The sequence below is a fragment of the Stenotrophomonas sp. 99219_Sma genome (assembly GCF_056480785.1).
This window is the reverse complement of record NZ_CM151117.1, coordinates 902946-928094: the sequence shown is the minus strand read 5'-3', so window position 1 is coordinate 928094 and position 25149 is coordinate 902946. Positions and strand designations below refer to the sequence as shown.

General features: G+C 65.4%; 19 protein-coding genes and 6 tRNA genes. 10 read left to right on the top strand and 15 right to left on the bottom strand.

Annotated elements, in window-relative coordinates; all coding sequences use genetic code 11:
* Nucleotides 1-134: 134 nt before the first annotated feature.
* From ACZK13_RS04250 to ACZK13_RS04225, 6 genes are all read right to left on the bottom strand, one after another.
* Nucleotides 135-219, bottom strand: a tRNA-Leu gene (locus ACZK13_RS04250).
* Between the two features lie 139 nt (nucleotides 220-358).
* Complete coding sequence (locus ACZK13_RS04245; RefSeq protein ID WP_478482282.1) at nucleotides 359-751, bottom strand: hypothetical protein; 393 nt, start codon at nucleotides 749-751, stop codon at nucleotides 359-361.
* A 219-nt stretch (nucleotides 752-970) separates the two neighbouring features.
* Nucleotides 971-1046: transfer RNA gene (locus ACZK13_RS04240), tRNA-Lys, on the bottom strand.
* A 198-nt stretch (nucleotides 1047-1244) separates the two neighbouring features.
* A tRNA-Lys gene (locus ACZK13_RS04235) sits at nucleotides 1245-1320 on the bottom strand.
* A gap of 79 nt (nucleotides 1321-1399) precedes the next feature.
* Nucleotides 1400-1476, bottom strand: a tRNA-His gene (locus ACZK13_RS04230).
* A 168-nt stretch (nucleotides 1477-1644) separates the two neighbouring features.
* Nucleotides 1645-1869, bottom strand: a complete 225-nt coding sequence (locus tag ACZK13_RS04225) for a hypothetical protein (protein ID WP_149908921.1) — start codon at nucleotides 1867-1869, stop codon at nucleotides 1645-1647.
* A 435-nt stretch (nucleotides 1870-2304) separates the two neighbouring features.
* On the opposite strand from ACZK13_RS04225, the gene ACZK13_RS04220 reads away from it, so the two are divergent.
* On the top strand, nucleotides 2305-3225 hold the full coding sequence (locus tag ACZK13_RS04220; protein ID WP_478482281.1) for a hypothetical protein: 921 nt from the start codon (nucleotides 2305-2307) through the stop codon (nucleotides 3223-3225).
* Between the two features lie 75 nt (nucleotides 3226-3300).
* The gene (locus tag ACZK13_RS04215; RefSeq protein WP_180838322.1) at nucleotides 3301-3729 is read left to right on the top strand and encodes a hypothetical protein; all 429 of its coding nucleotides are present in this window, start codon (nucleotides 3301-3303) and stop codon (nucleotides 3727-3729) included.
* Nucleotides 3730-4047: 318 nt separating this feature from the next.
* Here ACZK13_RS04215 and ACZK13_RS04210 read toward each other — a convergent pair.
* Together ACZK13_RS04210 and ACZK13_RS04205 are read right to left on the bottom strand one after the other, a co-directional pair.
* A tRNA-Arg gene (locus ACZK13_RS04210) sits at nucleotides 4048-4124 on the bottom strand.
* A 39-nt stretch (nucleotides 4125-4163) separates the two neighbouring features.
* Nucleotides 4164-4240 (bottom strand) — tRNA-Pro (locus ACZK13_RS04205).
* A 180-nt stretch (nucleotides 4241-4420) separates the two neighbouring features.
* Between ACZK13_RS04205 and ACZK13_RS04200 the strand changes: the two genes are divergently transcribed.
* Nucleotides 4421-5179 carry a Bax inhibitor-1/YccA family protein gene (locus tag ACZK13_RS04200; protein ID WP_010483901.1) on the top strand — a complete coding sequence of 253 codons (759 nt, stop codon included), beginning with the start codon at nucleotides 4421-4423 and terminating at the stop codon, nucleotides 5177-5179.
* 60 nt (nucleotides 5180-5239) lie between these two features.
* Here ACZK13_RS04200 and ACZK13_RS04195 read toward each other — a convergent pair whose 3' ends face one another.
* The 7 genes from ACZK13_RS04195 to grxC form a co-directional block, all read right to left on the bottom strand.
* On the bottom strand, nucleotides 5240-5989 hold the full coding sequence (locus tag ACZK13_RS04195; RefSeq protein ID WP_032129085.1) for a sulfite exporter TauE/SafE family protein: 750 nt from the start codon (nucleotides 5987-5989) through the stop codon (nucleotides 5240-5242).
* 25 nt (nucleotides 5990-6014) lie between these two features.
* A complete protein-coding gene (locus ACZK13_RS04190) occupies nucleotides 6015-6923 on the bottom strand; it encodes a LysR family transcriptional regulator (RefSeq protein ID WP_032129084.1) in 909 nt (302 codons plus the stop codon).
* A 53-nt stretch (nucleotides 6924-6976) separates the two neighbouring features.
* On the bottom strand, nucleotides 6977-7720 hold the full coding sequence (locus ACZK13_RS04185; RefSeq protein ID WP_049400917.1) for a cysteine hydrolase family protein: 744 nt from the start codon (nucleotides 7718-7720) through the stop codon (nucleotides 6977-6979).
* A gap of 161 nt (nucleotides 7721-7881) precedes the next feature.
* On the bottom strand, nucleotides 7882-8292 hold the full coding sequence (locus tag ACZK13_RS04180) for a hypothetical protein (RefSeq protein WP_125895358.1): 411 nt from the start codon (nucleotides 8290-8292) through the stop codon (nucleotides 7882-7884).
* Nucleotides 8293-8423: 131 nt separating this feature from the next.
* The gene (locus tag ACZK13_RS04175; RefSeq protein WP_032129081.1) at nucleotides 8424-9428 is read right to left on the bottom strand and encodes an isocitrate dehydrogenase; all 1005 of its coding nucleotides are present in this window, start codon (nucleotides 9426-9428) and stop codon (nucleotides 8424-8426) included.
* 351 nt (nucleotides 9429-9779) lie between these two features.
* Nucleotides 9780-10172, bottom strand: a complete 393-nt coding sequence (locus ACZK13_RS04170; RefSeq protein WP_004146041.1) for a carboxymuconolactone decarboxylase family protein — start codon at nucleotides 10170-10172, stop codon at nucleotides 9780-9782.
* Complete coding sequence (gene grxC / locus ACZK13_RS04165) at nucleotides 10169-10459, bottom strand: glutaredoxin 3 (RefSeq protein ID WP_049400919.1); 291 nt, start codon at nucleotides 10457-10459, stop codon at nucleotides 10169-10171. Before grxC ends, ACZK13_RS04170 begins: the two co-directional genes overlap by 4 nt.
* A 142-nt stretch (nucleotides 10460-10601) precedes the next feature.
* Between grxC and ACZK13_RS04160 the strand changes: the two genes are divergently transcribed.
* The 7 genes from ACZK13_RS04160 to ACZK13_RS04130 all read left to right on the top strand — a co-directional run bounded on the left by ACZK13_RS04160 (nucleotide 10602) and on the right by ACZK13_RS04130 (nucleotide 25085).
* Nucleotides 10602-12248, top strand: coding sequence for a M48 family metalloprotease (locus ACZK13_RS04160; RefSeq protein ID WP_032129079.1), 1647 nt, complete (start codon nucleotides 10602-10604; stop codon nucleotides 12246-12248).
* Between the two features lie 116 nt (nucleotides 12249-12364).
* A complete protein-coding gene (gene phoB, locus ACZK13_RS04155) occupies nucleotides 12365-13054 on the top strand; it encodes a phosphate regulon transcriptional regulator PhoB (protein ID WP_005408258.1) in 690 nt (229 codons plus the stop codon).
* A gap of 106 nt (nucleotides 13055-13160) precedes the next feature.
* Entirely contained in the window at nucleotides 13161-14492 is a 1332-nt protein-coding gene (gene phoR, locus ACZK13_RS04150) for a phosphate regulon sensor histidine kinase PhoR (RefSeq protein ID WP_032129078.1), read from the top strand.
* 4 nt (nucleotides 14493-14496) lie between these two features.
* Nucleotides 14497-16584 (top strand): polyphosphate kinase 1, encoded by a 2088-nt coding sequence (ppk1, locus tag ACZK13_RS04145; protein ID WP_032129077.1) that lies wholly within the window; start codon nucleotides 14497-14499, stop codon nucleotides 16582-16584.
* 436 nt (nucleotides 16585-17020) lie between these two features.
* Nucleotides 17021-18547 carry an exopolyphosphatase gene (gene ppx / locus ACZK13_RS04140; RefSeq protein ID WP_180838316.1) on the top strand — a complete coding sequence of 509 codons (1527 nt, stop codon included), beginning with the start codon at nucleotides 17021-17023 and terminating at the stop codon, nucleotides 18545-18547.
* A gap of 306 nt (nucleotides 18548-18853) precedes the next feature.
* Complete coding sequence (locus ACZK13_RS04135) at nucleotides 18854-21823, top strand: TonB-dependent receptor domain-containing protein (protein ID WP_032129076.1); 2970 nt, start codon at nucleotides 18854-18856, stop codon at nucleotides 21821-21823.
* A gap of 337 nt (nucleotides 21824-22160) precedes the next feature.
* On the top strand, nucleotides 22161-25085 hold the full coding sequence (locus ACZK13_RS04130; protein WP_125895361.1) for a TonB-dependent receptor domain-containing protein: 2925 nt from the start codon (nucleotides 22161-22163) through the stop codon (nucleotides 25083-25085).
* The last annotated feature ends 64 nt before the right edge of the window (nucleotides 25086-25149 follow it).

The following is a 25149-nucleotide window of genomic DNA, read 5'->3' as shown; positions in this document are numbered from 1 at the left end:
GTTGTAAGGACACGACGTCTGGGACGCGCCTGCTTGCCGCAGCCCTTTAGTTTCGCCCAATTCGGCCTGCACTGCCAGCGCGTGCCGGTCAAGGGGGCGCAGATGGCCCGATCAGGGCGGGGACAGGCCGGCACTGGTGCGAAAGGGGGGACTCGAACCCCCACGCCTTGCGGCACTGGAACCTAAATCCAGGGCGTCTACCAATTCCGCCACTTTCGCGTGGCCGGCTCAGGCATTCATTGTCGCAGGCGGGGGCTGGAAGCGGAAGGCCTGCACAAAACTGAATCTGCCGCGATGCGCGCGGCCCCTGCATCGCTGCCGCCCCGGCGGGCGCACCACCCGCCAGGACGACTGCGGCTTACTGCTGCGGTACAGCGCGGGCCGGCGCCATGCCGGCATGTTCGGCGGGCGCCTCCCCCTTGCGGATCTCCACGCCCCCGTCATCGGTGCGCCGCAGAGCCACCGACTCCGGCATGGCCTTGCGCACATCCACCGAACCGTCCGCATTGCGCTGCACATCCACCGCGTCAGGCAGGACCTCCGCTTCCGCAGGCTGAGCCGGCTGCATCGGCATGGCGTCACCCACCGGGCGCGCCGGAGTGCTCTCCGTGCCCGCATCGCGTTCAACGGTCTTCGCGGGATCATTGGCTGGTGCGCAGGCCGCCAGCGCCATCAACGCGAAGGGAACCCACAGCGTGCGGTGCAATCGATTGATATCAGCCATCAACATCTTCCTTCGTGCATGCGCCATCGGCGCGGAAGATCCATTGGGTGCGATACAGGACGCGATGCGGTGAGAAGCAGCGCACAGCATTGAAAACACTGATGACGCGTATGTCCCTGATTTCAGCATCGCTTCAGTAGATTCACGCCATGCGCCGTTTCAGCAGATCCACGCCATGCGTGGATGAAGCGCAACCCGGCGTGCAGACAAGAAAAAAGCCACTTGGATGACCAAGTGGCTTTCGTCTGGTGGGCTGTCAAGGATTCGAACCTTGGACCTATTGATTAAGAGTCAACTGCTCTACCAACTGAGCTAACAGCCCGAAATCGGGGCGCGAATTATGACCCGATCCGCTCGGTGGGTGCAAGCACTTTCTTCAACATCGTTGAAACCAGCACTGCGGTCCCGCTGCATTGCAGATCCACGGCCAAGCGGGGCTCTGCAACCCGTGATCCATCGAAACGATGGGAGTCACACTTATAAGAAAAAAGCCACCTGGGATACCAGGTGGCTTCTGTCTTGGTGGGCCGTCAAGGATTCGAACCTTGGACCTATTGATTAAGAGTCAACTGCTCTACCAACTGAGCTAACGGCCCGTGAAACTCAGACGCACATTGTAGCGTGCTTTCTGTTTATTGCAATACCGTTTCGGCTGCGCCGATGCGGTTGAATCAGTGGGGTGGCTGAGGGGATTCGAACCCCCGACCACCGGAATCACAATCCGGTACTCTAACCAACTGAGCTACAGCCACCACTGAAACTTTCGCTCCACCGCCGATGAGGCTGACGCTGGACCTTGATGCTTTGCTAGCGGGTGGAACCAGAAGTCCGTCCCCCGAAGCGAGTCCGGCATTTTCCGGGAGTCGCGAAGGAATTGCAAGCACTTCTTCACATTGATGTGCAGGGGCCGGAACAGGAGATCAATGCTGCTCCGCCGAGGTCACGCGCGCGATGTCCGCATGCCCATCCAGGAATGACAGCGTGGCCTCCCCTTTCGGCGTGACCTGCAGCTGCAGGCGTGGCTGGCCCGCTCCGTCGAGCAACTGAAGCATCACGTTGCGCGACTGCGTCCTGCCAAGAAGCACTCGACGGGTAATCGCTTGCACACCCTGCGCGTGCAAGCGCTCATCGTCGGCCCAGAACATCGGTCGCAACTGTCCATCGGCGACATCGTTTCGATCACATCGAACGACGTGTTGCGTTCGGCCGTCACCTCCATCAGCAGGCCAGCAAACGCCCGCAAGGCGACAGCACCGCGGCAGAAGGTAAGCCGCCGTTGGCGCCTGCGCCGCCGATGTACTTCGATCAGCACCTGCTTCACCTCACCCACGCCGTTCGAATCTGCATCCATCCCGAGCTAGAGAAGGCGCGTGCCGCACGCACCGGATGTCAGGCGCTGGCGAACAGCCCGCCCGTCGTCGGGCACGCCCCGAGAGCATGAACGCTTAGTGAACAAATCGTGAATGAATCTCAAATAGGGATGGGGGAGATCCATTCATACAACGTTAGCTGCAGGACATGGAACGCAGGGCGCGCGTTTGCAACCATGCCGATTCCTGCAATGAAGGTGAGATCAATAGATGAGCAAGCGGCTAATCGGATTCGTCGCGCTGGCAGCCGTGCTGGCAGTGGCAGCCGTTGCAATGTCCGGCTACCGGCAGCAGGCAACTGCGGATGCCACGGCAGAGGAATCCGGGAAGAGTGGCAGCCTCGATGAACGGCCTGACCAGGGAAGGCAGCTTCCGGCGTCAGGTGCGGCGGCCGCGCAAAGGCTTGAGCGGGACAACAAGATCCCGCCGGGCTCGTACAAGGCCGTGGGCCCCAAGGCCTACGAAATCGTAAGAGGCAATGAGTTCCGGCCTCCCGGTGACGCGCTTGCCCACGTCAAGCAACTGATGCTGCGCTCCGAATCCGGAGATGCCACGGCAACCTACGAAATCTATCGAACCATCGAGCAATGCCAGACCTTCATCTCGGATCGCGCTGACAAGCTGGCGGATTCGGCCACCACGATCGGGGCCGGCAACTGGTTCCTGGAGCGGTCGGAACGAATCCTCAAAGAGTGTGAGTCGCTGGCTCTGGATCAGGACATCTATCACGCCGATTGGCTTTCGAAGGCCGCCGCCATGGGCTCGCAGGAAGCGATGCGCGCCTACTCGCGATCGCCGGAGAAAGTCATCGGTTCGCTTGATGACGCAATCCGTGATCCCGCGGCGCTCGAGGCGTGGAAGGACACCGCCACCGGATATCTGCGCGAACTGGAATCACAAGGGAACGTCAATGTCATCAGCGACATGGCGATGGCCTACACCTATGGCGGCATCGTTCCTGCGGATCCCGTTGCGGCCCTGGCGTACACCCGCGTCCTCAACCGGCTGGACCCACGTTTTGCCACCACCAATGACATTGCCAACCATGAGAAAAACCTGAGCAGCCAAGAGAAAGAGAAAGCCCGCATTTCATCGAACGAAATCTTCAAGAACTGTTGCATCCCACGATAAGGACCTATTGTGAAAGCTAGACTGATTGGGATTATCCCTTCGCTTGGTAGAAACTCCATTCCCGCCATTGCAGGCGTGCTGCTGTTCATGGCGGCCGGGAGCCTTCAAGCGAAAAAGCTTCCTGGCGTCATCAACTGCACCGCCGGATGCACGCTGACAACCCCGTATCCCGATCCGGTGACCAACCAGCAGCTTTCCCAAGAGGTCCAGAAGCTCAATGACGGCCGGACCACGGTCTGGACTGCCCAGACGCGCGTCCAGACCGGCGATGTCCTGACCGTCTGCAACGGTATTTCCTGCGTCAACTACACGTGGCGAGGTGCAGGTTTCGACTCCGGCGAAGTGATTTCGACCGTCCTCCCGCCCAACTCCCGCGGCGGTGGTGGTGGTGGCGGCGGCGGTGGCGGCGGTGGTGGCGGCGGCAGCGGCCCGATCAGCGGCGGCTGCCACGGCAACTGCGGCGGTGGCGGCAAGGTGCGAGTGGGCGAACTGGAACAGATGTGATCCATCCGGGGTGCACTCGACCAGAGTGCATCCATCGCGACATTGAAAAAGGCCAGCGCATAGCGCTGGCCTTTTTTCTTTGCCGGGTGCATTGCCCCATCCCAGGCGGCGCTGCTCAAGCACCTGCGGAGTGAGCCGATCGACGTCAGACGCCGGTCAACCGCAACCGGAATGACATCACGTCGTGCGACTGCACCCCATACAAAGGGCATCTTTCATCGGAAAAGAGGAAGGTGGAATGCTCGCCACCCAGGGTCGTGCAGCCATCGAATGGGAACCAATGTTCACGGATGTGAGCACTTAAACCATTGATTCCAATGGCGCGCCCGACAGGAATCGAACCTGTAACCGCCGGCTTAGAAGGCCGGTGCTCTATCCAGTTGAGCTACGGGCGCCCGAACCGGAACGGTGTCCAATCCGACGTGATGTGGGATTGGTCGGGGTAGAGGGATTCGAACCCCCGACATCCTGCTCCCAAAGCAGGCGCGCTACCAGACTGCGCTATACCCCGGTCTTGCAATCCCCTCGGGCCATGCCCGGGGAGCTGGTCATTGTCGCCAAGCGCATTGGGAACTGTCAACGCAGGATGCGTAGATCCGGCGCCTGCCACAACGCCGAAAGCAGTCATCGGCTATGCTCACGCCCATCGGCCGGATGGCCGTCCTGACCCTCATTCGCACGGAGAACGCGTATGCGCAGCGGCAACCCGGCTCTTTCCGAGTCCACCTTCCTCGACCTCGCCAGTGGCTCGGTGGTGACCAGCCCCGACCAGGCCATGACCCTCAACGGCACCGTCAACAAGACCGGTTTCCTGCTGCTGTTGACCGTATTAACGGCCGCTTTCGCCTGGAACCAGACCATCGGCGACTACGGCCAGGTCTTGCCCGGTGCCAGGCTGTATGCCATGGGCGGCGCCATCGGCGGCCTCGTGCTGGCGCTCATCACCGTCTTCAAGAAGGAATGGTCGCCGGTCACCGCACCGATGTATGCGCTGGTGGAAGGCCTGTTCCTGGGCGCCATCTCGGCCGTGTTCAACGCCAAGTTCCCGGGCATCGTGTTCCAGGCGGTGCTGCTGACCTTTGGCACCCTGTTCGCGCTGCTGTTCGCGTACCGCAGCGGCCTGATCAAGGCCACCGAGAACTTCAAGATGGGCGTGGTCGCCGCCACTGGCGGCATCGCCCTGCTCTACCTCGCGTCGTTCGTGCTGGGCTTCTTCAACATCGACGTGCCGGTGATCCACGACTCCAGCTGGCTGGGCATTGCTTTCAGCCTGTTCGTGGTAGTCGTGGCCGCGCTGAACCTGGTGCTGGATTTCGACTTCATCGAAACCGGTGTCGCCCAGCGTGCACCGAAGTACATGGAGTGGTATGGCGCATTCGGCCTGATGGTGACCCTGGTCTGGCTGTATGTTGAATTCCTGCGCCTGCTGTCGAAGATCCAGCAGCGCTGAGCCGAAACATGCCGTAGACGACAAAGGGCGCCCTTCGTGGCGCCCTTTTTTGTTCTTCCCTCAGCGCGCCAGCAGTACCGGCAGCGACGACGCCAGCAACGCGATGCCTGACGCGGTCAGCAGGCCCAGCACGACCTGCCGGAAGCGTGCCTCGCTGATGCCGATGTAGACCCGCGCGCCCAGCAGGGTCGGCACCAGCATGGCCGGTGCCACGATGGCGAAGTACGGCAACATCTGCCGGCTCACCAGGCCGCTGCCGACATAGGTGGCCATGGTCACCGCCAGCATCGCCAGGTTGAAGTTCTGGATGACCGCGCGCTGCTCGTCCTTGCCGAAGCCTCGCAGGGTGCTCCACAACGTCGGCACCGGCCCGGCAAAGCCGCCGATGCCACTGAGCACGCCACCGGCCATGCCAGCAATCGCATCACCGATACGGCCGCCGACGCGGACCGGAGGCAACGAGCGCGCCATCAGCATCACCGGGCACCACAGCGCCAGGAAGCCACCCAGCAGCGCCTTGAACCAGTCCATGTCCAGCCGTGGCAGCACCGTCACGCCCAGCGGAATGCCGGCCAGCCCACCCAGCACGAACGGCAGCAGCAGGCGCAGGTTGAAACCGCGGCGCACGGTGAACACTGCGACCAGCTGCCCGACCAGCGCACCAAACACCGAAAGCGTCGCCGCCAGCCGCGGCTCCAGTCCCCACGCCCAGAACGACATCGCCACCATGCCGAAGGCGAAGCCGGACAGGCCCTGCACGAATCCGGCGACGATCGCGCCCAACGCGACCAGCAGATACACCGACTCCATCACCACCTCGGTTGCTGCCGCGCGACTACCCCGCCGCGCCCACCTGTGCAGCGTAGTGCGCCGCAAGGTGCTCGACCAGCGCACGCACCTTCGGCGCCAATGCCCGCGCATGCGGATACAGCGCGAAGTAGCGTCGCTGCCCGGCATGCCAGGCGGGCAGCACGCGGATCAATCGACCGGCACGCAGGTCCTCCTGCACGGTCAGCGCAGTAAACAGGCTGATGCCCATGCCAGCCAGCGCGGCGGCGTACAACGCTGGCGTCGCATCCACCCGCAGGCGCTGCCCCGCCTCGATGCTCGCGGCGGCACCGCGTGGCCCCTGCAGCTGCCAGGGCGACATCGCCGCTGTGGGACTGAAACCCAGCAGCGTGTGCTGTGCGAGGTCCGAAGCCTGCCGGGGCAGACCGTGCCGCGCCAGATAGGCCGGTGCGGCGACCAGGATGCGTGGGCAGCTGGCCAGCTCGCGGGCGACCAGCTGGCTGTCCGGCAAGGAAGGCGCGATGCGCAGCGCCAGATCGAAGCCGCCCCCGACCACATCAACCAGCTGGTCGTCGGCGGAAAGATCCAGCGTGACCTCTGGATAGCGCTGCAGGAACGACGGCAACCAATGCGGCAGCTCCTGGCTGGCGACCACCTGCGGCACGCTGATCCGCACGGTGCCGCTGGGCTGTGCCTGCCCTGCGCGTGCGCGGTCATCCGCCTCCTGCAGGCGATCCAGCAGCGCTGCCGCCTCGCGGTAGTAATCGCGACCGGCTTCGGTCAGTGACAGCCGGCGGCTGTTGCGATCGAGCAGTCGAACCTGCAGATGTTCTTCCAGCTGCCGCAGTTGCCGTGACATCGCCGAATGGGTGGTACCCAGTCGTTCGGCGGCGGCGGTGAAACTGCCTGCATCGACGATGGCGCGCAGCGCACGCAGGGCGGCGAAATGGTCCATCGGCGGGCGGCTCCAGGTGGCGGGGCCCGCGGCGTGCGGGCCCCGTCAGCTTATCAAGCGCCGTCGCCGGCCTTGCGCACCGGCAGTGCCAGGATCGCGTCAGTCGCCATGACATCGCCGAAGGTGTCCTCAATCTGCGCCAGCGAGGCGTCATGCAGCGCGCGATGACCGATGCGCTGGCCTCCGGCAAGATCCAGATCACGGCTGGCAGTTGCATCGGACGACACGATGACGCGGTAGCCACGCGGTGCCGCTGCGGCATCGCGGGCGGCACCGGCCACGCAGGCATGGGTCTGCAGGCCGGTGACGATCAGGGTGTCGATGCCGGCATCCTTCAGCACCTGGTCGAGCACTGCGGCGGAGTCACCGGCGAACACGCTGACGTTGTCCTTCTGCACCACGGTCTCGCCCTTGCGCGGCTGCAGGTCGCGATGGAAGGCGGCATTGACGCTGCCCTGCGCGAACAGCGGCGCACCAGCCGGCAACACGTGCTGTACATGGATCACGCGGATGCCGTGGGCATCGGCGAACTCGACCACCCGCTTCGCCTGCCGCAGTGCGGCCACGCCATCGGGGATGACCATGCGGCCACCGGCGAAGCCCGGCGCAGCGCTGCCGTCGAAGTATTCGTTCTGGAAGTCGATCACCAGCACGGCGGTCTTCGCCGCATCCAGCGAAGCCACAACGGGTGCGCCAGCCATGTGGCGGATGGTGGGATGGGCCGGTTCGGCAGCGGTGACGGGGGTAACGGTGGCCATGCCGATCAGGCTGGCCAGACCAAAGGCGGTGAGGTTCATGTTCAAGCTCCTGTGCGGTGGAAAGTGGGCACATGATGCGGAGCGGACGGCGCACGAACCAGCCATGTAAAAGCACATGATCTGTGCAAATTTCGCACAGAATGTCCTTGTAGCGTCGAGCCATGCTCGACTACGCAGGAGCAGTCGAGCATGGCTCGACTCTACTGGGCCAGCTTGACCCCATTGAGTCGCACGATCATCGCGTGGTCACGACCCAGCACCACTTCGGCGGTATTGCTGCCCGCGCGCACGGCACGTGCAAGGCCCGCCGGATACTTCACTGGGACGCCGGCCAGGGTCTGCACATGCTGGGCCGGAGAGATCCTGCTCCTGATCACGAACTCGGCACAGCTGCCTTCGAGCAGATACACAGGCGATCCTGCCGGAAATTCGATCAACCGCAGGATGCGCGCCTCGCCCTCCTGCATGCTGCGGAGGGGCGCCCCCTGCGTCCGCAGGCGGCGCAGCGCGCGCTGGGCGCGGGACCACGGCCAGTAGAAGATGGCGTAGATCGCCACGCCGACAGCATAGACGGCAACGGCCGCCACGACCCACACGGCCGCCTCAGGCATCTGAAAAAATCCTGTCGGTGAAAAACCGCAGTTGAAAACGCAGACGGGCCGTACAAGGACGGCCCGTCTTCAACGCATGCAGGCCCGGCCTGGACATCGCCGAGACGATCTCCAGCCGGATCGCCGGCCGCTTACAGGCGGCTGGCGATGGCCTGGGCGAAGCTCATGGTGGTGCCGGTGCCGCCCAGGTCGCCGGTCAGCGAATCCTTGGCTTCCATGGTCGCCACGATGGCCTTGCGCAGGCGCTCGGCATTTTCCGGCTGGCCGACATGGTCCAGCATCTGCGCGGCTGCCAGCAGCAGCGCGCACGGATTGGCCTTGCCCTGGCCAGCGATGTCCGGCGCGGTGCCGTGCACGGCTTCGAAGATCGCCGCGTCCTTGCCGATGTTGGCACCCGGGGCCAGGCCCAGGCCGCCGACGAGGCCGGCGCACAGGTCGGAGATGATGTCGCCGAACAGGTTGGTGGTGACGATCACGTCGAACTGTTCCGGACGCATCACCAGCTGCATGCAGCAGTTGTCGACGATCATTTCCTGGAATTCGATGTCCGGGTACTGCGCAGCCACTTCACGGGCGACATTCAGGAACAGGCCCGAGGTCGACTTGATGATGTTGGCCTTGTGTACGGCGGTGACCTTCTTGCGGCCGGTGCTCTTGGCCAGCTCGAAGGCGTAGCGCACGATGCGCTCGGAGCCCTTGCGGGTGATGCGGGTGCCGGAGAAGGCGGTCTCGCCGTCGGCCGACACTTCCTGGCCTTCGGCCAGGTAGGCACCTTCGGTATTCTCACGCACGGTGATCAGGTCGACGTTGTCGAAACGCGACTTGGTGTTCGGGAAGGTGTGGGCCGGACGCACATTGGCGTACAGGTCGAAGTGACGGCGCAGGCTGACGTTGATCGAGGTGAAGCCACCACCGACCGGGGTGGTCAGCGGGCTCTTCAGCGCGACCTTGTTGCGCGCGATCGATTCCAGGGTCACCGCCGGCATCAGGTCGCCGTGCTTTTCCAGGGCCACCAGGCCGGCGTCGGCGTCTTCGTACTCCAGGCCAGTCTTGAGCTGGTCGAGCACGAACAGGGTGGCGTCCATGATTTCCGGGCCAATGCCGTCGCCGCGGATGACCGTAATTTTCTGCGTCATTGATCGATGTTCCGAACAGGGGGAAAAACGCCGTCCGGACGTGCCCGGAAACGCCGGCGCAAAGGAAGTTTCACCGGCAATTATGCCTGAGCCGGGGCCGAGGTCCCAAATAGACCATGGTCCCAGTGCCCGGCTCAGGCAGAATTGCCCGCGCATCCCACCTTATCCCCGCACCTGTCGGCGCGCCCCCTTGAACAACAAGGGGGCTCCTGGGCTGATGGATCGCGGGGAAGCGCTCGGTAGGGCCGGCCGCTGGCCGGCAACCTCGGCCATGTGGGGTTCACGGGATGCCGGCCAGCGGCCGGCACTACCGGGAGGGCCACAGGACCCGGTTCCCGGCGCCCGTCAGGTTCAGTGCGCGTGCGCTTCCGGGGCGGCGGCGCCGCCTTCGAGCTGGTCGAGGAAGTCGACCGCGCGGCGCAGGTGCGGGATCACGATCGAGCCGCCGACCACCAGGCCGACCGAGAAGGTCTCGAAGAACTCTTCTCGGGTCACCCCGGCGTCCTTGCACTGGGCCACGTGGTAGCTGATGCAGTCGTCGCAGCGCAGCACCATCGAGGCCACCAGGCCCAGCAGTTCCTTGGTCTTCACATCCAGCGCGCCGGCCTGGTAGGTCTGCGTGTCCAGCGCGAAGAAGCGGCGCACCACCTGGTTCGGCTCGCCCAGGATCCGCTCGTTCATGCGCTTGCGGAAGTCGGTGAACTCGGCGATGCGGTCCTTGCTGCCGTCGTCGGCCGCGCTCATGCCTGGCCCTGCCCGGCCAGCAGCGGCTCGAGCTTGCCTTCACGGTGCAGGGCCATCATGTCGTCGTAGCCGCCCACGTGGACGTCGCCGACGAAGATCTGCGGCACGCTGGTACGGCGGGTCAGTGCCATCATCTTCTCGCGCTCGACCGGGTCCAGGTCGATGCGGACCTCGGTCCACTGCTGGCCCTTGCTCTTCAGGAAGTTCTTGGCGGCCACGCAGTACGGGCAGACGGCGGTGGAATAGATGGTGATGGCGGGGGCACCGCCGGCGGTCTGGGCTGTCACGGGAAACTCCACGATGGATCGACGGTCTACATATGGTACCGGTGCGCTGGAATTTCCACGCCACGGCCGCAACACTGTGGATTAACGAATGGTTGCCCCCCACCCTGCCACGCTTGGCGCGCCCTGCCCGAGGACCCACTGCTTGCGAGCCCTGCTGCTGACTACCGCCGTCACCCTGGCCCTGGCCATGCCGCTCGCCCAGGCCCAGGAGAAGCTGCCCGACATCGGCTCCTCGGCCGGCGAGCTGCTGACCCCGGCCCGCCAGGCCGAGTACGGCGCGATGATGCTGCGCGAGCTGCGCAACTACGGCTACCTGCTGGATGACCCGCTGGTCAACGACTGGCTGCAGACCATGGGTACCCGGCTCGGCTCCAACAGCGACCAGCCTCGCCAGCCCTACACGTTCTTCGTGATGAAGGACCGCCAGATCAACGCCTTCGCCACGCTGGGCGGCTACATCGGGGTCAATGCCGGCCTGGTGCTGACCGCCGAGCGCGAGGACGAGGTCGCGGCGGTGCTGTCGCACGAAATCGCGCACGTCACCCAGCAGCACGTGCTGCGCGGGGTCGAGCGTGCCCAGCGCGACCAGATCCCGATCCTGCTCGGCATGCTGGCGGCGGTGGTGGCCGCACAGGCCAGCAACAGCACGTCGTCCGGCAACGCGACCATGGCCGCGATCAGCTCGGGCATGGGCCTGATGCAGCAGCGCCAGATCAACTACACCCGCTCCAACGAATCCGAGGCCGATCGCCTCGGCATCCGCACGCTGTCGCGCAGCGGTTACGACGTGGACGCCATGGCCGGCTTCTTCGAGCGGATGGCATCGGCGATGCGCGGCAACGAGGGTGGCTACAGCGTGCCCGAGTTCCTGCGCACCCATCCGGTCAACATCACCCGCATCAGCGAGGCGAAGGCCCGCGCCGACCAGATGAAGAAGGACACGGTGCTGCTGACCACCAGCACCCCCAGCGGCGAGCGCAGGGAGCGCGTGGACCCGGCCGATCCCAGCCTGGCCGAACCTCTGTTGCGCGGAACCAACCCGCTGCTGCCCAGCAGCGTGCTGCGCATCCCGATGGGCCAGCTCAGCCGCGGCGCCAGTGGCGACTTCGACTGGGCCCGCGAGCGCCTGCGCGTGCTCAGCGCGGATTCCACCCCCGAGCTGGAACGCGAGTATGCCGATCTGGCCAAGCGTCAGAAGGACGGCCTCAACGATGCCCAGCGCTATGGCCAGGCGCTGGCGGTGATGCGCAGCGGTCGCGCCGGCGCCACCCAGGCCCGGCAGACCCTGGCAGGCCTGCTGCAGACCCGCCCGGACAACCTGTGGCTGGCTCTGGGGCTGGGCGAGGCCGAATCGCGTGCAGGCCAGACCGCCCAGGCCAACAGCCGCTTCGAGCAGTTGCTGCGTCAGCACCCCAACAGCCGTCCGGTGGCGCTGACCTATGCCGAGATCCTGAACGAACAGGGCAGCCGCGAGGCGGGCCAGCGCGCGCAGGCCATGCTGCGGCCCCTGCTGTCGCAAAGCGGTAACGATCCGGTCTTCCAGCAGCGGTACGCCCGCGCCAGCGAGTTGGCCGGCGACAGCGTGCGTGCCAGCGAGGCCTACGCCGAGGCGGCCTTCCTCAGCGGCCGGCCGGAACAGTCGCTGATGCAGCTGCAGGCGCTCAAGCGCAACCCGGCGCTGGACTACGTAGGCCGGGCGCGGGTGGATGCGCGCATCGAGGCGATCACCCCCACCGTGCTGGAGCTGCGCCGGCAGGGCGTGCAGGACCCGGACCTGGACCGCCGCTGAGCGCTGCATGACCGGCCGATGGCAATCCCGACCGGTTCCGGCCAGGTAGTCACAAACATGTCATCAAACCGTAGTCTACTGGCACCACTCCAGTAACCGAGCCCTACGGTGTCCTCGTGCAGAAACGCATCCTGATCGTCGATGACGAGCCCGCGATCCGTGAAATGGTCGCCTTCGCCCTGCGCAAGGGCGATTACGAACCGGTCCACGCCGGCGACGCCCGTGAGGCCCAGACCGCCATCGCCGACCGCGTCCCCGACCTGATCCTGCTGGACTGGATGCTGCCCGGCACCAGCGGCCTGGACCTGGCCCGGCGCTGGCGCAAGGAAACCCTGACCCGCGAAGTGCCGATCATCATGCTGACCGCCCGCGGCGAAGAGAACGACCGCGTGGGTGGCCTTGAAGCCGGCGTCGACGACTATGTGGTCAAGCCGTTCTCGGCGCGCGAACTGCTGGCCCGCATCCGTGCGGTGATGCGCCGCGCCCGCGAGGACGACGAGGACGGCAGCGTGGCGGTCGGCCCGATCCGCATCGACGGTGCCGCCCATCGCGTGTTCGCCAACGACCAGCCGGTGCCGATCGGCCCGACCGAATACCGCCTGCTGCACTTCTTCATGACCCACCCGGAGCGCGTCTATACCCGCGCCCAGCTGCTGGACCATGTGTGGGGCGGCAGCGTGTACGTGGAGGAGCGCACCATCGACGTGCACATCCGCCGCCTGCGCAAGACGCTGGAACCGTTCAACGCCGAAAACATGGTGCAGACCGTGCGCGGCGCCGGCTACCGCTTCTCCACTGCTACCTGAGCCTCGTCGTGCCGGCACCGCGCACCTGCGGGTGCCGGCGCCGGCAACTCTGCTATAACCCTCGGTTCACCCCAGTGAACCGCCGCACCTCAACGACGAGATCGCAATGCCCCGCCACATCCGCTCTGCCTGGTTGAAGACCCTGGCCACCGTTGCCGCGGTACTGCTGTTCGCCGGACTGGTGGGGTGGTTCACGGGCCATCTGTGGTTGTGCATCGCGTTGGGCGCGCTGGCCACGCTGGCATGGCATTACTGGCGCCTGCGCAGCGTGCTGCGGCGGCTGACCGCGCGCCAGCGATGGGATACCGCCGAAGAAGGCACCGGCGTCTGGAACGAGCTGGACCGCCTGCTGTACCGCAACCAGGTGGAAATGCGCGTGCGCAAGCGCCGCCTGCTGGACATGCTGCGCAGCTATCGCGCTGCGGCCGCCGCACTTCCCGATGCGGTGGTGGTGCTGGACCGCAACAGCCAGCGCGTGCAGTGGTTCAACGAAGCGGCCACCGCCCTGCTCGGCCTGCATCACCCCGGCGACCTCGGCGAAGCCCTGGTTGAACGCCTGCAGCCGATGCCGCTGGCGCACTGGCTGGCCGGCGGCCGCAACGCCGAACCGATCCTCGACGTGCCTTCGCCGGTCGATCCGGCGATCCGCCTGAACCTGCGCCTGATTCCCTATTCGTCGGATTACTGGCTGCTGATCGCCCGCGACGTCAGCAAGCTGCTGCGCCTGGAACAGGTGCGCCGCGATTTCGTGGCCAACGTTTCACACGAACTGCGCACGCCGCTCACCGTGGTGCACGGCTACCTGGACATGATGGACCCGGAGGACTTCCCGGGAACCGGACCGATGCTGGAAGAAATGCGCAAGCAGAGCCAGCGCATGGCCCAGCTGGTGGAAGACCTGCTGACCCTGTCGCGCCTCGAATCGCAGGAACACAGCGAGGAAGAGACCGTGGCCATGCAGCCGATGCTGGCGACGCTGCGCCGCGAAGCCGAAGCGCACAGCCAGGGCCGCCACCAGATCAGCATCGACGACCTGGCCGGCGTTGACCTGCAGGGCTCGACCAAGGAACTGCACAGCGCCTTCTCCAACCTGGTCACCAATGCGGTGCGCTATACGCCGGCCGGTGGCCGCATCGCCGTGGAGTTCCGCCGCGAAGGCGACGGTGCCGTGCTGGCGGTGCGCGATTCCGGCTATGGCATCCCGGCCTCCCACCTGCCGCGCCTGACCGAACGTTTCTACCGTGTCTCCAGCAGCCGCTCCCGCGAAAGCGGCGGTACCGGCCTGGGCCTGTCCATCGTCAAGCACATCCTCGGCCTGCACCACGCACGGCTGGAGATTGAAAGCGAAGTCGGCAAGGGCTCGGTGTTCTCCTGCCATTTCGATGCCGACCACGTGCGCCCGCGCGAGTCCGCCCCCCTGACCTCCATCGAAGAATGACGCCATGAGCAGCCTCGGATCCCTCCCCCTCCCCGTGAGCCCGGACAACGATCCGTTGCGCGACCCGGCGCTGTACATCAACCGCGAGCTGTCGCAGCTGGATTTCAACTTCCGCGTGCTGGCGCAGGCGATGGACCCGCAGGTGCCGCTGCTGGAGCGCCTGCGCTTCATGTGCATCTCCTGCACCAACCTCGACGAGTTCTTTGAGATCCGCGCCGCTGCCGTACGCCACGCGCAGGAATTCGGCCTGCCGCCGGCGCCGGACGGGATGAGCCCGCAGGCCATCCTCAACGCCATCCATGACCGCGCCGCGGAACTGGTGGACCAGCAGTACCGCTGCTGGAACGAGACGCTGCGCCCGGCGCTGATGGACGCCGGCATCGGCGTGCTCGGCCGCCATTCCTGGACCGATCGCCAGAAGCGCTGGCTGCGTGCGTACTTCCGCAACGAGATCATGCCGGTGCTGTCGCCGCTGGGCCTGGACCCGGTGCACCCGTTCCCGAAGATCCTCAACAAGTCGCTGAACATCGTGGTGGTGCTGAAGGGCACCGACGCGTTCGGCCGCGCCGGCCACCTGGCCATCGTGCGTGCGCCGCGCTCGCTGCCGCGCATCATCCAGCTGCCGGAGAAACTCGGCGGTCCGCAGAACTTCGTGTTCCTGTCCTCGGTGCTGTCCACGTTCGTCGATGAACTGTTCCCCGGCATGGAAGTCCAGGGTGCCTACCAGTTCCGCGTTACCCGCAACTCCGAGCTGGTGGTGGACGAGGAGGAAGTGGAGAACCTGGCGCTGGCACTGCGCGACGAACTGGTCGACCGCGGCTACCGGCCGGCAGTGCGCCTGGAAATCGCGCAGGACATGCCGCGCGACATCGTGCGGACCCTGCTGCAGAACTTCGGCCTGACCGAGAACGCGGTGTACCGCATCGACGGCCCGGTCAACCTCAACCGCATCATCCAGCTGTACGACCTGATCGCGCAGCCGGACCTGAAGTACCCGCCGATGACCCCGCGCACGCTGCGCGACAGCGACGGCATCTTCGAGACAGTGGCGCGCCACGACCTGCTGCTGCATCACCCGTTCGATGCCTTCACCGCCGTGCTGGACCTGATCCGGCAGGCGGCGGTCGATCCCAACGTGCTGGCGATCAAGCAGACCCTGTACCGCACCGGCAAGGATTCGCTGATTGTCGATGCACTGATCCAGGCCGCACGCAACGGCAAGGACGTGACCGTGGTGGTCGAACTGCGCGCCCGCTTCGACGAGGAAGCCAACCTCGGCCTGGCTGATCGCCTGCAGGAGGCCGGCGTGCAGGTGGTGTATGGCGTGGTCGGCTACAAGACCCACGCCAAGATGCTGCTGATCGTGCGCCGCGAGGGCCGCAAGCTGCGCCGCTATGTGCACCTTGGTACCGGCAACTACCACAGCGGTACCGCCCGTGCGTACACCGACATCAGCCTGATCACCGCCGATGCGGACATCGGCAACGATGTGCACCTGCTGTTCCAGCAGCTGTCCGGGCTGGCCTCGAAGATGAAGCTCAAGCGCCTGCTGCAGTCGCCCTTCACCCTGCACACCGGCATCCTCGGCCGCATCGAGCGCGAGACGCGCATCGCCGCCGCCGGCCGCCCGGCGCGGATCATCGCCAAGATGAACGCCCTGAACGAACCGCAGGTGGTGCGCGCGCTGTACGCCGCCTCGCAGGCCGGCGTGCAGATCGACCTGATCATCCGCGGCGCCTGCACCCTGCGCCCGGGTGTGCCGGGCATCTCGGACAACATCCGCGTGCGCTCGATCGTCGGCCGCTTCCTGGAGCACAGCCGCGTCTACTGGTTCGGCAACGACGGCGCACCGGAGATGTACTGCGCCAGCGCCGACTGGCTGGAACGCAACCTGCTGCGCCGGGTCGAGACCTGCTTTCCGATCCTCGACCCGGAGCTGGCCAAGCGGGTCTACCGCGAGGTCCTGCAGAACTACCTGGACGACAACCTCAACGCCTGGGAACTGGATGCCGACGGCATCTACCACAAGCGTGCGCCCGCCCACGACGAGGCACCGCATTCTGCACAGATGGCACTGATGCAGGGTCTGTAACCCGGTGTGTCGACCAAGGTCGACACCTACCAGGAGCGGTAGGCACCGATTTGGGGCTGGATAGGATCAGTGCCGACCAACGGTCGGCACCCACCATCAGATCGCAGAAATCTGTCGAAGGCGGGGTGGGTCCGGTTGAGGGGGCGTGAGCGCCATGGATGGCGCGACCGAAGCTACATGGGTGAGGGCGCTTTGTTTGCGAAGCACCGCTTCGCAAGCGCCCGAACGCCCAGCCGCCAGCGGCTGGGCCGGGCCCCGGAGGGGGACTTGCAGCGTCCCCCTCGACCGGACCTACCCCGCCATCCCACGGATAGCCAGCTCTTGACGTTGACGTTGCCTCTGCAGGTGCAGGGCGCAGCCCAGCCGCACTCCCCTCTTCCAAAATGTGAAGGTCGCGCGGTGACGAGCACACCGCCCCTTCGGCTAACATTCGTCCATGCCGCACACCACCACGACTCCGCCCGCATTGCAGGATGGCGACCTGCTGGCCGCCATCGACCTTGGCTCCAATAGTTTCCACATGGTCATCGCGCGCTACACGCTCGGCCAGCTGCGGGTAATCGACCGCCTGCGCGAGACGGTGCGCATGGCCGACGGCCTGGATGGCAAAGGGGGACTCTCCTCCGCTGCCCGGCAGCGCGCGCTGGAATGCCTGGCCCGCTTCGGCCAGCGCATCCGCAATGTACCGCCGCACCGGGTGCGCGCACTGGCCACCAACACCGTGCGCCAGCTGCGTTCACCGCAGTCGTTCCTGGTTCCCGCCGAAACCGCGCTCGGGCACGCCATCGAAGTGGTCAGCGGCCGCGAAGAAGCGCGCCTGATCTACCTGGGCGTGGCCCATGCACAACCGCCCAAGCCCGGCCAGCGCCGGCTGGTCATCGACATCGGCGGCGGCTCCACCGAATTCATCATCGGCATGGGCATGCAGACCCTGGAGCGCGAAAGCCTGCAGGCCGGCTGCATTGCCAGCACCCGGCGTTTCTTCCCCGGCGGCAAGCTGAGCAAGAAGCGCTGGAAGGACGCGCTGGCCGAGATCGGTCGCGAGTTCCAGCCCTTCGCCAGCAAGTACCGCGCGCTGGGCTGGCAGGAAGCGCTGGGTTCTTCGGGCACGCACAAGGCGATCAGCGAGATCTGCGCGACGATGAAGCTGAGCAAGGGCGCGATTACCGCCGAGGCCCTGCCGCAACTGCGCGACGAACTGCTGAAGGCCAAGAAGATCGACGACATCCAGTTGCCGGGACTGTCCAGCGACCGCCGCCCGATCATTGCCGGCGGCATCCTGGTGCTGGAGGCCGCCTTCCAGGCACTGGGCCTGCAGAAGCTGCTGGTCAGCAAGGCCGCGATGCGCGAAGGCATCCTCTACGACATCGTCGGCCGCGCTGGCGAGAACGATCTGCGCGATGAATCGGTGTCCGCGCTCAGCCAGCGCTACGGCATCGATACCGTGCAGGCCGACCGTGTGCAGGACACCGCGCTGTCACTGCTGGAACAGGTGCAGGAACGCTGGCGGCTCGATGCCGACGACGCGCGCATGCTCGGCTGGGCCGCGCGCCTGCACGAGCTGGGCCTGATGATCGCGCACAGCGGCTACCACGTGCATGGCAGCTACGTGCTGGAACACTCAGATATCGCCGGCTTCTCGCGGCAGGAACAGCAGATGCTGGCCGCGCTGGTGCGCAGCCATCGCCGCAGCGTGACCAAGGCCGCCTTCGACGCCCTGCCCGAGCGCCTGCTGCTGACCGCTCGCCGGCTGGCCGCCCTGCTGCGCCTGGCGGTGCTGCTCAATCGTGCCCATGAGGACGATCCACTGCCGGCGTTGGAACTGACCGCCGACGACAACCGCCTGTCGTTGATCGTGCCGCAGGCCTTCATTGATGCCCGGCCACTGCTGCGCGCCGATCTGATCGGCGAGACCGACGGCATCGCCGGGCTGGGCATCCAGTTCCGGCCCTTCGTAGCCTGAGGCTCACACTTTCCCGCGAGGGAAAGAAGGTCACACACCGTTACGGTTCGCGCATGCGCCCCCGGTTGACCTGCTGCGACGCAGCAGATCAAGTCGGGGGAGCGCATTCAGCGTTACAGCTAAGCGACTGCTTTTGTTGAGCTTTCGTGAAATCTGACGATGAAGCCTGGTACAAATCGACACGACCTCTTTACAGAGCATTAACCAACGAGACTACTATCGGGTCATCGGTCCGCTTGTGGGCGGCCGATTTCTTCGACGCCCCTTTTGGCGTCCCTGCACGACCTGAGAGAGAGAGAGCTCGTCATGACTTCACGTACCACCCCCCTGGGGCAGGCCATCCGCTACGCCCTGGCAACCACTGCGACGCTGGCCGCCCTGCCTGCGTTCGCCCAGAGTGGCAGCACCGCCGCGCCGACCACCCTGGATCGCATCGAGATCACTGGCTCGCGCATCCGCCAGGTGGACGTGGAGACCGCTCAGCCGGTCCTGGCACTGAGCCGGTTGGACATCGAGCGCCAGGGCTTCAGCTCGGTGGCCGACATCCTGCAGAACGTGACCGCCATGGGCAGCCCGGCGATCAGCCGTGCAAACGCACTGAGCTCGGGCGAAAACACCGGCGGCACCTACATCGACATGCGCAACCTGGGCGCGCAGCGCACCCTGGTGCTGGTCAACGGCAAGCGCCTGGGCATCAGCACCTCGGGCCTGCAGGACGTGTCCTCGCTGCCGGTGTCGGCGGTGGAGCGTATCGAAGTGCTGAAGGATGGCGCGTCGGCCATCTACGGTTCCGATGCGATGGCCGGCGTGGTCAACATCATCACCCGTTCCAACGTCAACGGTGTGACCGCCAACGTCTACCACGGCCAGTACAGCGAAGGTGACGGCGCGCGCGACCGCTTCGACGTGGTGGGTGGCTGGAGCAATGACCGCGTGTCGCTGACCCTGGCACTGGAACACTCCGAAGAAAAGAGCGTCTGGGCCAAGGACCGCTGGTTCAGCAAGTACGGCGTGAGCGACCGCCACCCGAACGATGCCTCCAACTGGACCACGCTGAGCCAGTGGGGCCAGGTCACCGGCCTGAAGGGCGGCCCGGGCTGCACCAACACCAAGGACGGCTGCGGCTACTCGCTCAACCGTGGTGCTGACCCGACCAACCCGGCCAACTACCACCTGACCGATGCGACCCCGTTCACCGGCGACGTCAGCAACGCCAACGAACAGATGCACGTCATGTATCCGCTCAAGCGTGATTCGGTGTACTTCGACGGTCGCTTCAAGATCACCGACCAGGTCAACCTGCGCACCGAATTCGGCTACAACAAGCGTTCGGCCGAGCGCCAGATTGCAGGCTACCCCCTGCAGTCCAGCTCGGTGTCCATCTCGGGCGACCCGACCGCCACCGGCCTGATGTCCAAGGACAGCTACTTCAATCCGTTCGGCAACCAGCACGGCTATGCCAAGCCTACCGACGTGGCCTGGAACCGCCGCACCTGGGAAATCCCGCGTGTGAGCACCAGCGAACTGAAGACCTACCGTGCGGTAGTGTCGCTGGATGGCAGCTTCGAGATCGGCCAGCGCTACTTCGACTGGGACGTGGGCTACCAGTACAACCGCAACGAGCTGACCGCTACCGCCACCGGCAACCTGCACAAGAAGCGCGTGCGCGATGCTGTGGGTCCGTCGTTCCTGGATCCGGCCACCGGCAAGGTGATGTGTGGCCGTCCGGGCGCGGTGATCAGCGGCTGCACGCCGTGGAACCCGCTGGTGCCCTACGGCAAGAACGATCCGAACGGGCTGACCGGCAATGAAGAACTGATGGCCTGGCTGTTCCCTGCGGAACGCACCACCGGCCGCACCACCACCAAGAACGCGTTCGCCAACCTGTCCGGCAGCATCATGACCCTGCCGGCCGGCGACCTGGGCTTCGCTTTCGGCGTGGAAAGCCGCAAGGAAGATGGCCGCTACACCCCCGATGCCCTGGCCCAGACCGGCGCCACCACCAACCTGGCCGCAGGCCCGACCGGTGGCAGCTACAACGTGAAGGAAGCCTACCTGGAGCTCAGCGTGCCGGTGCTGGCCGACCTGCCCGGTGCGCGTGAGCTGAGCTTCAGTGCCGCCACCCGTTACTCCAAGTACAACACCTTCGGCAACACGCTCAACAGCAAGTTCGGCTTCAAGTGGAAGCCGATCGACCAGCTGCTGGTCCGTGGTACCTGGGCAGAAGGCTTCCGCGCCCCGACCATCAACGACCTGTACGGTGGTGGTTCGGAGACCTTCGCGCAGTTCAGCGATCCGTGCGACACCGTGTTCGGCTCGGCCAAGGGCAGTGCTGAAGTCCGCGCGCGATGCGCACGTGACATCGCCGATGCCGGCAACTTCCGCCAGCTGAAGCAGGGCAACACCCCGGTGACCACGGCGCAGGATGCGACCCCAACGCCGTTCGTGTCCGGTTCGAACCCGCTGCTGGTTCCGGAAACCTCGACCAGCAAGACGCTGGGCCTGGTGTGGAGCCCGACCTTCCTCAGCAACCTCAACGTGGCACTGGACTGGTGGAAGATCCGCATCGACAACACCATCGTCGGTGACAGCCCGAACCAGATCCTGAGGGACTGCTACGAGCAGGGCATCGAATCGCGCTGCAGCCGCTTCAGCCGTGACCCGTCCAACGGCATCGTCACCGGCCTGAAGTTCGGCAACCGCAATGCCGGCTTTGCCGAGACCGAAGGTTACGACCTGGATGTCAGCTACCGCGTCGACACCAGCTACGGCAAGCTGAGCGCAGGCTGGACCAGCACCTATGTGAGCAAGAACGTCTACCGCTCCACCAACGATGTCCGCGAAGCGATCACGCCGATCAACGGCGTTGCCAACACCATCGGCACCGCCACCAGCCTTGCGTTCCGCGTGCGCTCGAACCTGGTGCTGGGCTGGGATGTGGGTGACTTCGGCGTCAGCTGGACGGCACGCTACTACTCCGGTGTGAAGGAGCGCTGCCTCAACGCCTCGCGTTATGCGGACGAATGCTCCGATCCGACCTTCCTGGCTCCGTGGCTGAAGTCGCCGACCGCGTACAACGAGCGCGGTGCCGTGACCTTCCACGACGTGCAGTTCCGCTACAACCTGCCGTGGGATGCCACCGTTTCGGTGGGCGCGAACAATGTGTTCGGCAAGGAAGCGCCGGTGATGTACAGCAAGCCGAACTCGTCGTTCTCCTACTACGGTGGCTACGACATCGGTCGTTTCATGTACATGAAGTACCAGCAGCGCTTCTGATCCATCCGCGCTGTTGAAGCTCGACGACCACGGCCCTTCGGGGCCGTGGTTTTTTTCTGCCTCCGCGCAGACTGTCGCTTTCCACATTGACCGTGATGCGTTCAATCAGGGACACGGTCCTCTGCGCTGCGTCCGCCGCGATGCCACAGGTTGGAGCAATCGATTGATTTGCTTCCGCTTTGTGCAGAAGCGTCACGGCCGTCTGCAGCGCTTTCGTCGCTTGCCCATACGTCTCCCCATCCATCTTCACTAGGTTCGAACATCCACCGCCGCGGTGGAGTTGACGCAGCCCCGCTTGGCTGTGTTCCGAAGACTTCGAAGACTGAGAGAGAGACCCATGACCATCCGTATTCCCGAGCTCGGGTTGGCGATCCGTCGTGCACTGGCGATGACGGCCACCACCGCACTGGCCGCCCCCGCATTCGCCCAGCACGCACCGGAAGCCACCACGCTGGACCGTATCGAGATCACCGGTTCGCGCATCCGCCAGGTCGACCTGGAAACCGCGCAGCCGGTGCTGACCATCAGCCGCGCCGACATCGAGCGGCAGGGCTTCAATTCCGTTGCCGACATCCTGCAGAACCTGACCGCAACCGGCAGCCCGGCCTTGAGCCGTGCCAGCCCGCTCAGTGCGGGCGAGGCCGCAGGCGGCAGCTACGTGGACATGCGCGGCCTCGGTGCACAGCGCACCCTGGTGCTGGTCAACGGCAAGCGCCTGGGCATGACCACTTCGGGTTACCAGGATATATCCAGTATTCCCGCCGCTGCCGTGGAACGCATGGAAGTGCTGAAGGACGGCGCCTCGGCCATCTACGGTTCCGACGCGATGGCCGGCGTGGTCAACATCATCACCCGGCGCAACGTCCAGGGCGTGACCGCCAACGTCTACCACGGGCAGTTCAGCGAAGGCGATGGTGCCCGCACCCAGTACGACGTGGTTGCCGGCTGGTCGAATGACCGCGCTTCGATCAGTGTCGCCGCCGAGCATGTCGAAGAAAAGGGCGTTTGGGCGAAGGACCGCGGCTTCAGCGCCTACACCTATACCGATCGTCATCCGGACGATGGCTGGACCACGGTCGGGCAGTGGGGGCGCATCGTCGGCTTCAAGGGCCCGGGCTGCAGCAGCGCCCGTGGCTGCAGCTATTCGCTCGATCGCGGCAGCCAGCCGGGCGGGCCGGACAGCTTCCACCTCAGTGACAACACACCGTTCACCGGTGATGTCAGCAACAGCAATGAACAGATGCACGTGCAGACGCCGATCAAGCGCGATTCGCTCTTCGTCGATGCACGCATGGATCTGAACGACCAGATCCGCTTCAACACCCAGCTGGCCTACAACCGACGCACCACCACGCGCCAGATTGCCGGCTATCCGTTCCAGTCCGGTGCGGCCGGCATCACGCCGATGTCCGCCGACAGCTGGTTCAATCCGTTCGGCCGCCACCACGGCTATGAACGCCCAAGCGACGTGCACTGGAACCGCCGCACCTGGGAGATTCCACGCATCAGCACCAGCGAACTGACCACCTGGCAGGGTATTGCAGCGTTTGAAGGCAGCTTCCAGTTCGCCGGTCGCGACTTCGATTGGGAAGCCGGCTACCAGTACAACCGCAGCGAGCTGGAGCAGCGTGCCACCGGCGACCTGCACAAGCAGCGCGTTGCCGATTCCACCGGTCCTTCGTTCTACAACCCGGCCACCGGCAAGGTGGAATGCGGTACACCGGATGCACCGATTGCCGGCTGCAAGCCCTGGAATCCACTGGTGCCGTATGGCCAGGAGGACCCGTACGGCCTGACCGGCAATGGCGAACTGCAGGACTGGCTGTTCCCCGAGGAACTCACCCGTGGCCGCAACACCACCCGCAACCTGTTCGCCAGCCTCAGTGGCGGCCTTGCCACGCTGCCCGCCGGGGAACTGGGCTTCGCCCTGGGTGTGGAGAGCCGCCGCGAGGAGGGTCGCTTCATTCCCGACGCGCTGGCCCAGACCGGCGCCACCACCAACCTGGCGGCGGGCCCCACCGGCGGTGGCTACCGTGTCGACGAGGCCTATCTGGAGCTGAGCGTGCCGGTGCTGAGCGACCTCCCCGGTGCACGCCAGCTGACCCTGGACATGGCAACGCGCTACTCGGACTACACCACCTTCGGCGGAACCCTCAACAGCAAGTTCGGCATCTCGTGGAAGCCGATCGACCAGCTGCTGGTCCGTGGCACCTGGGCCCAGGGTTTCCGTGCGCCGACCATCTCGAATCTGTACGGCGGCGGCTCGCAGACCTTCACCACCGGCTTCCGTGACCCCTGCGATACGGTCTATGGCGCCGCCGCCAGCAGCCCGGAGGTACGTGCACGTTGCGCCGCCGACATCGCCAACGCGGACAGCTACCGCCAGCTCGGCCAGGGCAACGAGCCGATCACCGGCAGCAGTGGGCAGACGCCCCTGCCCTTCACCAACGGCTCCAATCCCGACCTGAAGCCGGAAACCTCGACCAGCCGCACGCTGGGGCTGGTCTGGAGCCCGACGTTTGCCGAAGGACTGAACATTGCGTTGGACTGGTGGAAGATCCGCATCGACAACACCATCGTCGCCGACCATCCCAACGACATCCTCCGCGACTGCTACGAACTGGGCATCGCCGAGCGCTGCGGCAGTTTCACCCGCGACCCGGAACTGGGCATCGTCAACACGCTCAACTATGGCAGCCGCAACAGCGGGTTCCGCCAGGCCGAAGGCTATGACCTGGAGATCGGCCACAAGATCGAAACGTCCTGGGGCACGCTGAGCGCCGACTGGAAGACCACCTATGTGGTCGCCGCGGAAGAACGGACCACCAACGAGGCGGATGCGCCGCCCATTCCCAGCAATGGCATCGCCAGCAACGGCGGCATCGGCTTCCGTGTGCGCTCCAACGCATCGTTGGGCTGGGAGCGTGGCAACCTCGGCCTTAACTGGGGCCTGCGCTATTTCTCCGCGGTCAAGGAGCGTTGCCTGGATGCAGCCACGTATCCGGGTGAGTGCTCGCACCCGGGCCAGCGCGCGCCGTGGTTCAGTGGCAGCCGTGACTACAACCGTCGCGGATCGGTCACCTTCCACGACGTGCAGGCGCGCTACAACCTGCCATGGGATGCGACCGTCTCGATCGGTGCCAACAATGTGTTCGGCCGCCAGGGACCGGCCATGTACAGCCAGCCGAGCGCCAACTTCTCCTACTACGGTGGCTTCGACATTGGTCGTTTCATCTACATGAAATACCAGCAGCGCTTCTGATCCACCGCGCCCCCTGCACGACCGCCACGGCCCTTCGGGGCCGTGGCTTCGTACAGGGACCTGA

Bases quoted from the DNA above. Each gene is read 5' to 3' on its own strand.
- ACZK13_RS04175 (WP_032129081.1), bottom strand. From the start codon at position 9,428: ATGACGCAGAAAATTACGGTCATCCGCGGCGACGGCATTGGCCCGGAA.
- ACZK13_RS04225 (WP_149908921.1), bottom strand. From the start codon at position 1,869: ATGTTCTGGGCCGACGATGAGCGCTTGCACGCGCAGGGTGTGCAAGCG.
- ACZK13_RS04135 (WP_032129076.1), top strand. From the start codon at position 18,854: ATGACTTCACGTACCACCCCCCTGGGGCAGGCCATCCGCTACGCCCTG.
- ppx (WP_180838316.1), top strand. From the start codon at position 17,021: ATGCCGCACACCACCACGACTCCGCCCGCATTGCAGGATGGCGACCTG.
- ACZK13_RS04220 (WP_478482281.1), top strand. From the start codon at position 2,305: ATGAGCAAGCGGCTAATCGGATTCGTCGCGCTGGCAGCCGTGCTGGCA.
- ACZK13_RS04185 (WP_049400917.1), bottom strand. From the start codon at position 7,720: ATGAACCTCACCGCCTTTGGTCTGGCCAGCCTGATCGGCATGGCCACC.
- ACZK13_RS04190 (WP_032129084.1), bottom strand. From the start codon at position 6,923: ATGGACCATTTCGCCGCCCTGCGTGCGCTGCGCGCCATCGTCGATGCA.
- ACZK13_RS04170 (WP_004146041.1), bottom strand. From the start codon at position 10,172: ATGAGCGCGGCCGACGACGGCAGCAAGGACCGCATCGCCGAGTTCACC.
- ACZK13_RS04200 (WP_010483901.1), top strand. From the start codon at position 4,421: ATGCGCAGCGGCAACCCGGCTCTTTCCGAGTCCACCTTCCTCGACCTC.
- ACZK13_RS04130 (WP_125895361.1), top strand. From the start codon at position 22,161: ATGACCATCCGTATTCCCGAGCTCGGGTTGGCGATCCGTCGTGCACTG.
- ACZK13_RS04195 (WP_032129085.1), bottom strand. From the start codon at position 5,989: ATGGAGTCGGTGTATCTGCTGGTCGCGTTGGGCGCGATCGTCGCCGGA.
- ppk1 (WP_032129077.1), top strand. From the start codon at position 14,497: ATGAGCAGCCTCGGATCCCTCCCCCTCCCCGTGAGCCCGGACAACGAT.
- phoR (WP_032129078.1), top strand. From the start codon at position 13,161: ATGCCCCGCCACATCCGCTCTGCCTGGTTGAAGACCCTGGCCACCGTT.
- ACZK13_RS04245 (WP_478482282.1), bottom strand. From the start codon at position 751: ATGGCGCATGCACGAAGGAAGATGTTGATGGCTGATATCAATCGATTG.
- ACZK13_RS04180 (WP_125895358.1), bottom strand. From the start codon at position 8,292: ATGCCTGAGGCGGCCGTGTGGGTCGTGGCGGCCGTTGCCGTCTATGCT.